The organism is Streptomyces sp. NPDC093546, from assembly GCF_044765045.1.
Classification (GTDB): domain Bacteria; phylum Actinomycetota; class Actinomycetes; order Streptomycetales; family Streptomycetaceae; genus Streptomyces.
Genome location: NZ_JBIWJG010000022.1, coordinates 48802 through 62984 on the forward strand (window position 1 = coordinate 48802; position 14183 = coordinate 62984).

A 14183-nucleotide genomic window follows, 5' to 3' on the forward strand; every position below is an offset into this window, starting at 1 on the left:
GGGGGTGGCGGCGGGGGCGGCCATGGCGTCAGCTCTTGAACGCCTTGGCCGCGTCGGCCTCCAGGCGGGCCTGGATGCCGGCGACGTCCTTCGGGTTCTTCAGGAAGTCCTGGAGCGCCTTCCACTCGCCCTTGCCGGGCGTACCGCCGAACGACTGCGGCATCTGGTCCGACATGTCGAAGCGGAAGTCGTCGCCTGCGGAGATGAGGGCCTTGGCGATGTCGCGCTGGACGTCGTTCGGGTACGCCGCCACGTCCATGGACTTGTTGGGCGAGATGAACCCGCCCTCGCCCGCCCAGATCCGCGCCGCGTCGGGCGAGGCGAGGAACGTCATCAGGGCCTGGGTGGCGGGCTTCTCGGTCAGCGCCACCGCCACATCGCCGCCGGTGACCACCGGAGGCTCGGCGCCGACCGCCGGGAACGGGAACACCTTCGCGTCCGTACCGATCTTGGCCTCGGTCTGACCGATGTTGATCGATACGAAGTCGCCCTCGAAGACCATCCCGGCCTTCGGCTGGTCGCCCCCGGTGAACGTCTGCGTGACGGAGGCCGGGAACTCGGTCTGCAGCGCCCCCTGCGCGCCGCCCGCGATCAGGTTCGGCTTGCCGAAGAGCTCGGCGAGGGTGGTGAGCGCCTGCGTGACGGACGGGTCGGTCCACTTGATCTCGTGCCGGGCGAGCTGGTCGTACTTCTCCGGCCCCGCCTGGGAGAGGTAGATGTTCTCGAACCAGTCCGTGAGCGTCCAGCCGTCCGCCCCGCCGATCGAGACGGGCGTGACGCCGGACGCGGAGATCGTCTCGGCCGTGGACAGGAACTCCTTCCACGTCTTCGGCTCGGACACGCCCGCGTTGTCGAAGACGGCGGAGTTGTACCAGATCAGCGACTTGTTGGCGGCCTTGAAGTACACGCCGTACTGGGTGCCGTCGACCGCGCCGAGCTCCTGCCAGCCCGGCGAGTAGTTCTTGGTGAGCTGGGCCTTGGCCTCCGGAGCCAGGGGCTTGGCCCATGTGCGCTCGACGGCCTGGTGGAGCGCGCCGACCTGCTGGAGCATCGCCACGTCCGGCGGGGAACCGCCCGCGATCTTCGTACCGATGTAGTTGAGCATCGCGTCCTGCGTCGGGACGTACGCGACCTCGGCGCCGGTGCGCTTCTCGAACTCGTCGAGGACCTTGGTGAAGGCCTGCTGCTCCGGTCCGGTCCAGACGGCCACGACCTGGAGCTTCTGGCCGGTCAACTTGGGGAGTTGGACGGTTGGCCGGTCGGCTTCCTTGGTCGGCCCGGCGGCGCCGTCCTTGCCGCCGTCACCGCCGCCGCAGCCGGCGAGGGTGAGGGCGCCGACCGCTGCCAGCGCCAGGACCGCCGTGCGTGCCGTGCGTGTGCTCGTGCGAAGAGTTGTGCGCATCACTGCCCCGTCTCTCGCGTTCTCCCGTGCGCTCAGGTCTACGCCGGGTGCACGGGGGTCGCAATACCGCCTTCCCTGTCAAGTGGGCGATCGTGATGGGCTCGTGACGTGACGTCAGTGATGGCTGGGAGTCGTCAGCGGCGGGACCGGGGCCGCGTCGACCGAGCGGGCCGCCCGCTCCAGCGCGCTGGCCAGCAGCGCCAGGTCGGTCGGGCCGTTGCCCAGCTCGCGGACCGGACGGCGGGTCGGCGGGTCGCCCATCCGCTCCCACTCCAGCTGGACGACGGTCGGCCGCTGGGTCGCCGTGCGCGGGATGCGCCCGGTGACCCGGCCGGTCTGGAACGGCGTGACCCGGCCGTCCGGATGCCCGAGCCGGCCGCGCCCGGGCGCCGGGTCGTCCGGGCCCGGCGAGGCGGGCGGCGCGTCCAGCACGACGCGCAGGCGCGCGGCGTGGGCGAGCTCCGTGTCGGCCGTGCGGTCCGGGCGCGCGGACGTCGCCACCAGGTGCACGCCGAGCCGGTGGCCTTCGCGGGCCACGGCCTCCAGCGCGCGCACGACCGATCCGGCGGCGGGGCGGCCCGGGCTGCCGAGCGCGGGCGCCACCAGCGCGTCGTAGTCGTCGACGAGGACGACCAGGCGGGGGAGCGCGGGCGGGGCGTCGCCCCCCGAGGCGCCGGTGCCCGTGCCGGTGCCGGTTCCGGTGCCCGCGCCCGCGGCGGCGCGGTGGGCCGCCGGGCGCAGGCGGAGGGTGCTGCTGGGCGGGGTGTCGAGGTCACCGCGGTGCGGCTGCTCGCCGTCCGCCGGGCGGCGCGGGCCGATCAGGCGGTCCGACACCTCCCGCTGCGTCTGCCACTCCGCGTACTCCTGGCGGCCCAGCAGCTCGGCCCGACGCTTCAGCTCCGCCCCGAGGGCCTGGGCGAACGCCCGCATCCGCACCGGGTCCGAGGCGACCAGGTGCTCCGTGGCGTGCGGCAGCTCCGTACAGGGCGCGAGGCCCTCGCCGCGCCCGCCGCCCGCGCCGTCGACCAGCAGCAGCGCCAGCCGGTCGGGGCGGGACGCGGCGGCCAGCGACGCCGCGACCGCGCGCAGCAGCTCCGTACGGCCGCTGCCCGCCGGGCCCTCGATCAGCAGATGCGGCCCCTCGGTGGTGAGGTCGACGGCGAGCGGGCCGCGCGGGCCGGTGCCCAGCACGGCCGAGCCGTCGGGGGCCGAGGCCCAGCGGGCCATCAGGGACGCGGGCGTGGCGCGGGCCAGGCCCAGCTCGTCGAGGAGGCGCGAGGACGGGGGCAGCGGCGCCAGGGCGGCCGCCCGGCCGCCCGGCCCGGCACCGGCCCCGTGGAGCCCGGCCGCGCCGTCCGCGCTCGCGGTCCCGTCGCAGCCGGGGCGCAGCGGCGCCAGGGCGCGGGCGAAGCGCTCCGCCCACGCGGGTGAGACGGCGTCGACCGTGCCGACCGTGCCGTGCCCCGCGGGCTGTCCGCCCGCCGTACGCATCAGGCGCAGCGCGGTCGCCACGTCGCCCGACAGCAGCGCGACGGCGCCGCACTCGCGGAACGCGAGCGACGCGGCGCACGCCGTCTCGTACGTCGCCGCGACCGGCGAGAGCGGCGAGGCCGCCGGAGCCTCGGCCAGGCAGATCAGGTGGATGCCCGCCGAGGGGCCCGCTCCCGCGAGCCGCGCCATCGTCTCCCGCAGCTCCGCCGAGCCGGGGTCGCCGTCGACGACCACGACCGTGCGCGGCCCGTCGTACCGCGCGGCCGCCTCCGCGACGGCCTTGCGGTCGGCGGCGGCCCAGCCCGGGCCCAGCGGCCCGTCGTCCAGCCGCCGGGTGAGCTCGGCGGCGCGGGCGGCCGCCTGGTCCCGGTCGTACGCGAGGAGCAGGCGGCAGTCCTGGCCGTGGGCGGGCCGCACGTGCGGCAGCCAGCCGAGCCAGCCCCACTCGCGCTTGCCGCGGGCGGCTCCGGCGATCAGCACGAGCTCCAGGCCGCCGACGGGGCCGGCGGGCGCGTGCAGCGCGGCGAGCTGCGCCACCACGGACCGGGCCAGGCCCATCAGGCGCGGGCGCGGCCCCGCGAGCGCGAGGGACCCCGCCTCGCGCAGCCCGACCGTGACCGGCACGGCGGGCAGGTTCGCCCGGTCGGTCGTGCCGAGCCGTACGACGAGGGCCTCGGGGTGGGCCGGACCGCGCTCCCAGAGCCGGGGCCCCGGCCCGAGCGCCGTGAGCAGCACGGCGGCCGGGTCCGGCCACGCCTCGCCGCCGACGCCGGCCGGGCCCGGCACCTCGGGCGCTCCGTACGCCGCCGGGCCCGCGCCTTCGTCACCGCGCCCGCCCGCGAGCCGCCGCGCCCAGGCGCCTATGCCGCGCCTCCGGGCGGCGCCCCGGGGGGCGGGGGGCTCTTCGGCGGGAGCGGGAGCGGGGGCGGGGGCGTCGGCGGGGCGGATGCCCTGGCCGTGGGTGGCGGCCTCGCCGCCGGGGGCGCCGGGTGCCGGACCGGATGTCGCTCCGGGGACGCCCATACCGGGCGCGTACCGGGCCTGGGCCGGGATCGAGGGCGTGGCGTACGGGGCGGGCCCGGGCCCCGCGCCCACCCGCACGCGCAGGTGGCCCTCGCCGTCCGGGGTCGTCTGCGCCGGGAAACCGGCCGCCGCTTCCGGGACGCCCCGGCTCAGGCGGAGGGTCGACTCGCCCAGCCGCAGCAGGGCGCCCGGCGGCAGTGGCACCGGACGGGGGCCGACCTCCTCGCCGTCGAGGGTCGTGCCGTTCGTGGAGCCGAGGTCCGCGACCGTGACGCGCCCGTCGTCGGCGACCGTCACCGCGCAGTGCAGGCGGGAGACGTCGGGGTCGTCCAGCGGGACGTCGGCGTCGGCGGAGCGGCCGATGCGGATCTGGCCGCCGTGCAGCAGGTGCACGCCGCCCGCGTCGGGCCCGGCGATCACATGGAGGCGCGCCGCCGCGCCGTCGAGGGGCGCGTGGTCCGCGCCCGGGACCTGGAGGGTGAGCACCGCGCCGTCCACCAGCGGCGGCTCGCCCAGCACGCGGCGCTGCGGGTCGAGCCGCTCGCCGCCCGCGTACAGCACGACCGTGCCCGAGACGTCGGGCCCGGCGACGGCGGTGGCGAGGCCGGAGGCCACGGCGGCCAGCGCGGTCCCCGCCGGGGCGGTGACCAGCACGTCACAGGCGCGTCCCCCGCCCTGCCCGGCGGTCGGCGCGAGGACGGTCAGCCGGATCTGCATCGCCGTCAGCGGTCCCTTCTGCGCGGCGCGCCCGGCAGGCCCGGGGGAAGGGCCCGCGAGGCCCTGCGATTCCCCCCACCACCGCGGACGCGTCGTCCGGTTCAGTGCTGAGGGCATCCTCGCACCTGCGACCGACAACACGCCCGGGACCCGGCATCAAATGATCTTGGATGCTCGGCCCCGATCGCGGAAATGCCAGGTTGTGGCCATCTTGGGATCATGTGTGGCAACCATGGACCCGAAGGCTGCGTCTTCGGCTCCGTACGAGACCGGAAGACGACCAACCGGTGTCGTGCCCGTCGGCACTACAGTGGGGCGGACACCCGGGCGGCCCCGAGCGGGCGCGCGGGCCGGGCAAGGACCACGATCGCAGGGAGCGCATGACGTGCGGCCGGTAGGCAGTAAGTACCTGCTCGAGCAGCCGCTCGGACGCGGCGCCACGGGCACCGTCTGGCGGGCTCGTCAGAGGGAGACCGCGGGCGCCGAGGCGGCCGTACCGGGCCAGCCCGGCGAGACCGTCGCGATCAAGGTCCTCAAGGAGGAGCTCGCGAACGACGCGGACGTGGTGATGCGCTTCCTGCGGGAGCGCTCCGTCCTCCTCCGCCTCACCCACCCCAACATCGTCCGCACCCGCGACCTCGTCGTCGAGGGCGACCTGCTCGCCCTGGTCATGGACCTGGTCGAGGGCCCGGACCTGCACCGCTACATCCGCGAGAACGGCCCGCTCACCCCGGTCGCCGCCGCCCTCCTCACCGCGCAGATCGCCGACGCGCTCGCCGCCAGCCACGCCGACGGCGTCGTCCACCGCGACCTGAAGCCCGCCAACGTCCTGGTCGCCGAGCGCGACGGCCGGATGCACCCGATGCTGACCGACTTCGGCATCGCGCGCCTCGCCGACAGCCCCGGCCTGACCCGTACGCACGAATTCGTCGGCACGCCCGCGTACGTCGCGCCCGAGTCCGCCGAGGGCCGCCCGCAGACCTCCGCCGTGGACATCTACGGCGCCGGAATCCTGCTGTACGAGCTCGTCACCGGCCGCCCGCCGTTCTCCGGCGGCACCGCGCTGGAGGTCCTGCACCGCCACCTCAGCGAGGAGCCGCGCCGCCCCTCCACGGTCCCCGGCCCCCTGTGGACCGTGATCGAGCGCTGCCTCAGCAAGGACCCGGACCGCCGCCCGAGCGCGGAGAACCTCGCCCGCGGCCTGCGCGTCGTCGCCGCCGGCATCGGCGTGCACGCCGCGCCCGCCCAGATCGAGGCCGCCGAGGGCGTCGGCGCGCTGCTCGCGCCCGACCCCTCGCCCGCTCCCGTCCCGGAAACCCCCGGCGCCGCCGACCCGACCCAGGTGCTGCCCAGCACCGCCGGGCAGTACGGCGCGGGGCAGCACGACGCCGGACGGTACGACGCCGGCCAGTACGACCCCAACGCCGCGACCAGCGTCATGCCCACCAGCGGCCCCGGCGCCGGTGACGCCGACCCGACGGCGGTCATGCCGCCGGTGCCGCCGCGCCCGGACGGCCCGCCGCAGCCGGAGGAGCCGCACCCCTGGCAGACGCAGCTGCGCGCGGCCCGCGACCGCAACGAGCAGACGCAGATCCAGCACCTGGACCCGAGCCAGGACCCCCTGCGCCGCCGCCCGCCGCGTCGCCCCCAGCCGCAGCAGCCCCCGCAGCACCAGCAGTACGCCCCGCAGCACCCGCCGCAGCACCAGCCCCAGCAGCGGCCGCCGCAGCGCCCCCAGCCGCAGCGGTACGCGCCGCCGCCCCCGCCGCAGCAGTACGCCCCCCAGCCCCCGCAGCACCACCAGCCGCAGCGTCAGCAGCCTCCGCAGCCGGCCCCGCGCCCGCCGCGCGAGCCGCGTCAGCCCCGGCAGCGCAGCGCCAACCCGATGCGGATCCCGGGCCTGGGGTGCCTGAAGGGGTGCCTGTTCACGATCGTGCTGTTCGTCGTGGCGGGCTGGCTCATCTGGGAGCTGACCCCGCTCCAGGACTGGGTCGCCCAGGGCAAGAGCTACTGGCAGGCCATCGGCGACGCCGTCTCCACGGTCTCCGACTGGATCTCCCAGCTCGGCGACTCCACCACGCCCACCCCGCCCGGGCAGTAGCCGGCTCTGTCGATTTGTCGACCTCCGGGGGCTGATTTCCCCCCGGAGGTGAATAAGGGTGCCCGCACCCGCGTAACTTGGTCGGGAACGCCAGCCGCTGAGGGAGCAGTCTTGGCACGGAAAATCGGCAGCCGGTACACGGCCCACCAGATCCTGGGGCGGGGAAGCGCCGGCACGGTGTGGCTCGGCGAGGGCCCTGAGGGCCCCGTCGCGATCAAGCTGTTGCGCGAGGACCTGGCATCCGACCAGGAGCTCGTCGGCCGCTTCGTCCAGGAGCGCACCGCCCTGCTCGGGCTGGAGCACGCACGCGTGGTGGCCGTCCGCGACCTGGTGGTCGACGGCAACGACCTCGCGCTCGTCATGGACCTCGTGCGCGGCACCGACCTGCGCACCCGCCTCGACCGCGAGCGCCGCCTCGCGCCCGAGGCGGCCGTCTCGATCGTCGCGGACGTCGCCGAGGGGCTGGCCGCCGCGCACGCCGCGGGCGTCGTCCACCGCGACGTCAAGCCGGAGAACATCCTGCTCGACATGGAGGGCCCGCTCGGCCCCGGCGGTGCCCACCCCGCCCTCCTCACCGACTTCGGCGTCGCCAAGCTCATCGACACGCCCGGCCGCACCAAGTCCACCCGCGTCATCGGCACGCCCGACTACGTGGCCCCGGAGATCGTCGAGGGCCTGCCGCCCCGCGCGGCCGTCGACATCTACGCCCTCGCCACCGTCCTGTACGAGCTCCTCGCCGGTTTCACGCCCTTCGGCGGCGGCCACCCCGGCGCCGTACTGCGCCGCCACGTCACCGAGACGGTCGTCCCGCTCCCCGGGATCCCGGACGAGCTGTGGAAGCTGATCGTCCAGTGCCTGGCCAAGGCCCCCGCCTCCCGGCTGCGCGCCTCGGAGCTGGCCGCCCGCCTCCACGACGTCCTCCCCCTCATCGCGGGCATGCCGCCCCTGGACGTCGACGAGCCGGACACCGAGCCGTCCTCGGAGCCGTACGACGACGACCCGTACCCCACCGTCCCGAACGCGCCGCGCAGGGCCGCCGTCCCGCTGGTCCCCGGCTCGTCACCGGACTCCAACCGGGACACCCACACCTCCATGCGCGTCCCGGCGCCCGACGAGCTCTCCGGCGGGCCGCTGGGCACCGCCCGCGCCCCCCGCCCCGCCGGCGGGCGCCGCCCCGGCTCCGCCCGCCACAAAGCGGACGCCATCCGCAAGCGGCGCCTCACCCTCGGTATCGCCGCCGCCGCGCTGGTGGCCGCCGCGGGCGTCGGCGGATACGCGGTGACCAGCGGAGACGACGATCCCGCGCCGCCCCGCGACTCCCGGCAGTCGGCCCCCTCGGAGCCGTAGAGCGGCCGTGGGGGCTTCCGCCCGTGCACGGCGGGGCCTCCTGCCGGGCGGGGATGTCACGGCCAGCCGTTACGCTGGTGTCGTGGCAGTCGTCGATGTATCCGAAGAGCTGAAGTCCCTCTCCTCGACCATGGGGTCGATCGAGGCCGTCCTGGACCTCGACAAGCTGAGGGCAGACATCGCCGTGCTCGAGGAGCAGGCCGCGGCCCCGTCCCTGTGGGACGACCCGGAGGCGGCGCAGAAGATCACGAGCAAGCTTTCGCACCTCCAGGCCGAGGTGCGCAAGGCCGAGGCACTGCGCGGTCGCATCGACGACCTCGCCGTCCTGTTCGAGCTCGCCGAGGAGATGGACGACTCGGACACCCTCGCCGAGGCCGAGGCGGAGCTGGTCTCCGTCCGCAAGGCGCTCGACGAGATGGAGGTCCGTACCCTCCTGTCCGGCGAGTACGACGAGCGCGAGGCCCTGGTCAACATCCGCGCCGAGGCCGGCGGCGTCGACGCCTCCGACTTCGCCGAGCGCCTGCAGCGCATGTACCTGCGCTGGGCCGAGCGCCACGGGTACTCGACGGAGGTCTACGAGACGTCGTACGCGGAAGAGGCCGGCATCAAGTCGACCACCTTCGTCGTCAAGGCGCCGTACGCCTACGGCACCCTCTCCGTGGAGCAGGGCACGCACCGCCTGGTGCGCATCTCCCCGTTCGACAACCAGGGCCGCCGCCAGACCTCCTTCGCCGGTGTCGAGGTGCTCCCGGTCGTCGAGCAGTCCGACCACGTCGAGATCGACGAGTCCGAGCTGCGCATCGACGTCTACCGCGCCTCGGGCCCGGGCGGCCAGGGCGTCAACACCACCGACTCGGCGGTGCGCATCACGCACATCCCGACCGGCATCGTGGTCTCCTGCCAGAACGAGCGCTCGCAGATCCAGAACAAGGCGAGCGCGATGAACGTCCTCCAGGCGAAGCTGCTGGAGCGCCGCCGCCAGGAGGAGCAGGCCAAGATGGACGCCCTCAAGGGCGACGGCGGCAACTCCTGGGGCAACCAGATGCGTTCGTACGTCCTGCACCCGTACCAGATGGTCAAGGACCTGCGGACGGAGTTCGAGGTCGGCAACCCGCAGGCGGTCCTCGACGGTGAGATCGACGGCTTCCTGGAGGCGGGCATCCGCTGGCGGAAGCAGCAGGAGAAGTAACCTCCCGCGCGAACAACGCCGTTGACGCAGGTGCGGCGCCGGATCCCGGTCGGGGTCCGGCGCCGCACGCATATGCCGCGTCAATTCGCTGACGCAAGCGGCGGACAGGCCGTTTCAGCGCTTTGTCGACAAGGGAACGGCCAAGTCTGGCGCGGTTGTTCGGCTTTTACGTCACAGTTGCATCGTTGCACCCCCGGCAAGTGTGATCATTCCGGGCATCGCACGCGCAACGACCTTGACGCTTGTCTGAAAAGTGGGAAAGCTGACGCGCGGCATGCGCATGTACGGGGGCGTGTGTGATCGGGGGCGACAAGAAGCACGACCCCCAGCGTCCGCTGCCCCGAGCGCTGCTCCACTGACGAATTCAGCTACTGGGGGTAGCAAGCAGATGACCAAGAAGACGCGGGTCCGCGTGGCGCGGATCGCAGCCGGTGCGGTGATTGCCGCCGGCGCGTCCCTGACCGCCGCGGGCGCCGCTTCGGCCGTCGGCGTGGAGGTCAACGTCGCGGGCCTGGGCGCCAGCGCCGAGGTGACCAAGGACGGCGCGGAGATCGGCCTCGGCATCAACGAGGGCGGCGACCCGGGCGGTGTCGGCGACACGAGCACCGGCGGTGCGGCCGCTGCGGGCGGCGCTGCCGCCGCGGGTGGTGCGACGACCGGTGACACGACCACGGGCGGCGCTGCCGCCGCGGGCGGTGCCACGACGGGTGACACCACCACCGGTGGCGCTGCCGCCGCGGGCGGTGCGACCACGGGTGACACCACCACCGGTGGCGCGGCCGCCGCGGGTGGTGCCACGACCGGTGACACGACCACGGGCGGCGCCGCCGCTTCGGGCGGCGCGGCTGCCTCGGGTGGCGCGGCCGCTTCGGGTGGCGCGACCACCACGGGCGGTGGCAACGGCGGCGCCACGGGCGGCAACGGTGGTGCGGCGACCGGCGGCAACGGCGGTGCGACCGGTGGCAACGGTGGCGCCACGGGCGGCAACGGCGGTGCGACCGGCGGCAACGGCGGCGCCACGGGCGGCAACGGTGGTGCGGCGACCGGCGGCAACGGCGGCACGACCGGTGGCGACCAGGGCGGCTCCACCTCCGGTGGCGCGGCCGCGACCGGTGGCTCCACCACCGGCGACGCCGGCTCCTGCACCGTCGACCTCGACGGCGCCGAGTGCGCGAACAACACCGACACCGACTCCGCCGGCTCGAAGCCGGTCGAGCAGGGCAAGGCCAAGGAGGAGCTGGCCGAGACCGGTACCGCCGAGACCGGCGAGCTGGCCGAGACCGGCGCCGCCGAGACCACGTTCCTGCTGGTCGGCGCCGCGACGATGATCGCGGGTGGCATCGGCTTCCGCATGCTGCCGCGCCTCGTCGCCGGTGGCCGTACGGCCGTCTGAAACCGGCCGGTAACCCGGTAACGGGATACGGCACAGGAAGGGCCCCGGAAAGCCGCTGAGCGGCCTTCCGGGGCCCTTCCCCTGCCCGGCCGCCGCGAAGGGGCCGGGCGAAGCCTTACGCCGTCTGCTGAGCCGTGGCGGCCAGCAGGGCCACCATCGCGACCAGGACGACCAGCAGCGTCAGCAGAGCCGCCGGGCTGAGCCCGCCGAAGGGCCCCTCCTGCTGGAGGCGCTCCCGGTTGGCCCGGCAGACGGGGCACCGGCCCTCGCTGACGGGCGCCGCGCAGTTCGCGCATACCAGTCGGTCATAGGTCATGCGCTTTCCTCCTCCCGCGCGGCGGAGCCGCAGACGCGGACTGTGCACACAGTTCTCTCCGCACAACGCTCACGGAAACGCATCCGTTCCCCCTACCACTCTGCCAGGTCCGGCGCATTTAGGCGCGCCCCACCCGGTGGAGGGGGCGGAGCCCGGGCGCACGCGAGTGGAGGCGCCGGGACAAAAGGTGCAAGGGTATACGGCGACTGCGCGGGCCATCGCCAGTCGCGTATGGTCACGCACACCTACTCCCGGCCGACCGTGGTGCACCCGTGATCCGATTCGACAACGTCTCCAAGTCCTATCCGAAGCAGAACCGCCCCGCGCTCAGGGACGTCTCCCTGGAGATCGAGAAGGGCGAGTTCGTCTTCCTGGTGGGGTCCTCGGGCTCCGGAAAGTCCACCTTCCTGCGGCTGCTGCTGCGCGAGGAGCGCGCCAGCCAGGGCACCGTGCACGTCCTCGGCAAGGACCTCGCCCGGCTGTCCAACTGGAAGGTGCCGCACATGCGCCGCCAGCTCGGCACGGTCTTCCAGGACTTCCGTCTCCTGCCCAACAAGACCGTCGCCCAGAACGTGGCGTTCGCCCAGGAGGTCATCGGCAAGCCGCGCGGCGAGATCCGCAAGGCCGTACCCCAGGTGCTCGACCTGGTCGGCCTGGGCGGCAAGGAGGACCGCATGCCCGGCGAGCTGTCGGGTGGTGAGCAGCAGCGCGTGGCCATCGCCCGCGCGTTCGTCAACCGGCCGATGCTGCTCATCGCCGACGAGCCGACCGGCAACCTGGACCCGCAGACCTCCGTCGGCATCATGAAGCTGCTGGACCGGATCAACCGCACCGGTACGACGGTGGTCATGGCGACCCACGACCAGAACATCGTCGACCAGATGCGCAAGCGCGTCATCGAGCTCGAGCAGGGCCGTCTCGTACGCGACCAGGCACGCGGCGTCTACGGCTACCAGCACTGAGCAGCAGCTCCAGCAGCACCAGCAGCAAGAAAGGCTGAACGCACGCGATGCGCGCCCAGTTCGTACTCTCGGAGATCGGTGTCGGCCTCCGTCGCAATCTCACGATGACGTTCGCCGTCATCGTCTCCGTGGCCCTGTCACTCGCGCTCTTCGGCGGTGCGCTGCTCATGCGCGAGCAGGTCAGCGTGATGAAGGACTTCTGGTACGACAAGGTCAACGTCTCCATCTTCCTCTGCAACAAGAACGACGCGGCGTCCGGTGACACCTGCGCCAAGGGCGCCGTCACCGCGCAGCAGCGCGAGGAGATCAAGACCGACCTCAAGAAGATGGACATCGTCGAGTCGGTCCACTACGAGACCGCCGACGAGGCGTACAAGCACTACAAGGACCAGTACGGCGACACCGCCATCGCCAGCATCATCACGCCCGACCAGATGCAGGAGTCGTTCCGGGTCAAGCTCAAGGACCCGGAGAAGTACCAGGTGGTGGCCACGGCGTTCGCGGGGCGGGCGGGGGTGCACTCCGTCCAGGACCAGCGCGGCATCCTGGAGAACCTCTTCAACATGATGAAGGGCATGAACGTCGCCGCGCTGTGCGTCATGGGCCTGATGCTCGTCATCGCGCTGATGCTGATCGTCAACACCGTGCGGGTGTCGGCGTTCAGCAGGCGTCGCGAGACGGGCATCATGCGGCTGGTCGGCGCCTCCAGCTTCTACATCCAGATGCCGTTCATCATGGAGGCCGCCGTCGCGGGCCTGCTGGGCGGTGTGGTCGCCTGCGTCCTGCTGGTGGTGGGCCGGTACTTCCTCATCGACGCGGGGCTCCGGCTCGCCGAGTCCATGCCGCTGGTCAACTTCATCGGCTGGGACGCGGTGTTCGCGGTGCTGCCGTTCGTCGTGGTCATCGGCCTGCTGATGCCGTCCCTGGCCGCTGCCATAGCGTTGCGCAAGTACCTGAAGGTGTGACGATTGCCCCGGGGCGCCGTGCGGTCAACCACCGTGCGGCGCCCTTCGCTTGTCCTAGAGTGGGCGCCATGCTGGGCCCCGAGTTCTGTACCCGGCCCCGCGGCGCCCGCAGCCGCGGGGCGGCCCTGACATTCGTCTTCGCCACCGTCGTCGCGGCCGCGGCGGTCACCAACTGCCTTCCGCAGGACGAGGAGCGCACGCCCGAGCCGCGGCCCGCGGCCCGCTCGGCGGCGCGCTCCGCGGAGAAGCCGTCCACCGTCGACCGCGAGGAGCTCGCCCGCGCGGCGAGGGAGGCCATGGCGGACGGCAAGTCCGCCGCCAAGGCCGCCGAGGAGGTCGTCAGCCGCAGCGGCGACCGGTGGGGCGCGGTCTACGACCGGCGGGAGTACGAGGAGTTCGAGCAGGCCCTCGACGGCGCGTACACCGGCGTCGGCCTGTCGGCCCGGCGCGACGAGGACGGCCGGGTCGAGGTCGCCCGCGTCCAGCCCGGCGGCCCGGCCGCCGAGGCCGGCCTGAAACCGGGCGACCGCCTCCGTACCGTCGACGGCCGCCCGGTGGGGGGCCGCTCCGTCTCCGAGGTCGTCGCCCTGCTGCGCGGCGACGCCGGTACGCCCGTGGTCCTCGGGCTGGAGCGCGGCACCCGCGGGTGGACCCAGACCCTGCGCCGCGCGCGGCTGGCCACCGAGGACGTCACCGTCCAGCCGCTCGCCGACGGTGACGGCGCCGCGCGGATCGTACGGATCAAGGTGTCCGCCTTCACCAAGGGCACGGGCGAGCGGGTCCGGCGGGCGGTGCGCGAGGCGCCCGACGGCGCGGGCGTCGTGCTGGACCTGCGCGGTAGCAGCGGCGGCCTGGTCTCCGAGGCGGTCTCCGTCGCGTCCGCGTTCCTGGACGGCGGGCTGGTCGCCACGTACGACCTCCACGGCGAGGAGAAGGCGCTGTACGCCGAGCCGGGCGGCGACACCCGCCGGCCCCTGGTGGCGCTCGTGGACGGCGGCACCATGAGCGCGGCCGAGCTGCTGGCCGGCGCCCTCCAGGACCGGGGCCGCGCGGTGACGGTGGGTACCCGGACCTTCGGGAAGGGGGCCGTGCAGATGCCCAGCCGACTCCCGGACGGGTCCGTCGCCGAGCTGACCGTCGGCCACTACCGCACCCCCGCCGGGCACGCCGTCGACGGGCGGGGCATCACCCCCGACGTGACGGCGCCGAGCCGCGCGGAGGAGCGGGCGCGCACGGTATTGAGTGGCCTCGGTACCCCCTCGTAGTGCGAAAATGGC

General features: G+C 74.2%; 10 protein-coding genes. 7 read left to right on the forward strand and 3 right to left on the reverse strand.

Going from position 1 to position 14183, the window contains the following annotated elements:
- Nucleotides 1-28 precede the first annotated feature (28 nt).
- Both ACIRNI_RS30895 and ACIRNI_RS30900 read right to left on the reverse strand, forming a co-directional pair.
- On the reverse strand, nucleotides 29-1402 hold the full coding sequence (locus ACIRNI_RS30895; RefSeq protein WP_403556539.1) for an ABC transporter substrate-binding protein: 1374 nt from the start codon (nucleotides 1400-1402) through the stop codon (nucleotides 29-31).
- A 114-nt stretch (nucleotides 1403-1516) separates the two neighbouring features.
- A complete protein-coding gene (locus ACIRNI_RS30900) occupies nucleotides 1517-4633 on the reverse strand; it encodes an FHA domain-containing protein (RefSeq protein WP_403556585.1) in 3117 nt (1038 codons plus the stop codon).
- A gap of 385 nt (nucleotides 4634-5018) precedes the next feature.
- Between ACIRNI_RS30900 and ACIRNI_RS30905 the strand changes: the two genes are divergently transcribed.
- From ACIRNI_RS30905 to ACIRNI_RS30920, 4 genes are all read left to right on the forward strand, one after another.
- Nucleotides 5019-6734, forward strand: a complete 1716-nt coding sequence (locus ACIRNI_RS30905) for a serine/threonine-protein kinase (protein WP_403556541.1) — start codon at nucleotides 5019-5021, stop codon at nucleotides 6732-6734.
- Nucleotides 6735-6845: 111 nt separating this feature from the next.
- Nucleotides 6846-8081: a serine/threonine-protein kinase gene (locus ACIRNI_RS30910; protein ID WP_403556543.1), complete on the forward strand. Its 1236-nt coding sequence runs from the start codon at nucleotides 6846-6848 to the stop codon at nucleotides 8079-8081.
- A gap of 82 nt (nucleotides 8082-8163) precedes the next feature.
- The gene (gene prfB / locus ACIRNI_RS30915; protein WP_355363498.1) at nucleotides 8164-9270 is read left to right on the forward strand and encodes a peptide chain release factor 2; all 1107 of its coding nucleotides are present in this window, start codon (nucleotides 8164-8166) and stop codon (nucleotides 9268-9270) included.
- A gap of 388 nt (nucleotides 9271-9658) precedes the next feature.
- Nucleotides 9659-10663, forward strand: coding sequence for a hypothetical protein (locus ACIRNI_RS30920; RefSeq protein ID WP_403556545.1), 1005 nt, complete (start codon nucleotides 9659-9661; stop codon nucleotides 10661-10663).
- Between the two features lie 115 nt (nucleotides 10664-10778).
- On the opposite strand, the gene ACIRNI_RS30925 is transcribed toward ACIRNI_RS30920, so the two are convergent.
- Nucleotides 10779-10979, reverse strand: coding sequence for a hypothetical protein (locus tag ACIRNI_RS30925; RefSeq protein ID WP_355363494.1), 201 nt, complete (start codon nucleotides 10977-10979; stop codon nucleotides 10779-10781).
- Nucleotides 10980-11251: 272 nt separating this feature from the next.
- On the opposite strand from ACIRNI_RS30925, the gene ftsE reads away from it, so the two are divergent.
- The 3 genes from ftsE to ACIRNI_RS30940 all read left to right on the forward strand — a co-directional run bounded on the left by ftsE (nucleotide 11252) and on the right by ACIRNI_RS30940 (nucleotide 14171).
- On the forward strand, nucleotides 11252-11941 hold the full coding sequence (ftsE, locus tag ACIRNI_RS30930) for a cell division ATP-binding protein FtsE (RefSeq protein ID WP_355363492.1): 690 nt from the start codon (nucleotides 11252-11254) through the stop codon (nucleotides 11939-11941).
- A gap of 47 nt (nucleotides 11942-11988) precedes the next feature.
- On the forward strand, nucleotides 11989-12906 hold the full coding sequence (gene ftsX / locus ACIRNI_RS30935; protein WP_403556548.1) for a permease-like cell division protein FtsX: 918 nt from the start codon (nucleotides 11989-11991) through the stop codon (nucleotides 12904-12906).
- A gap of 68 nt (nucleotides 12907-12974) precedes the next feature.
- On the forward strand, nucleotides 12975-14171 hold the full coding sequence (locus ACIRNI_RS30940) for a S41 family peptidase (RefSeq protein ID WP_403556550.1): 1197 nt from the start codon (nucleotides 12975-12977) through the stop codon (nucleotides 14169-14171).
- Nucleotides 14172-14183 lie beyond the last annotated feature (12 nt).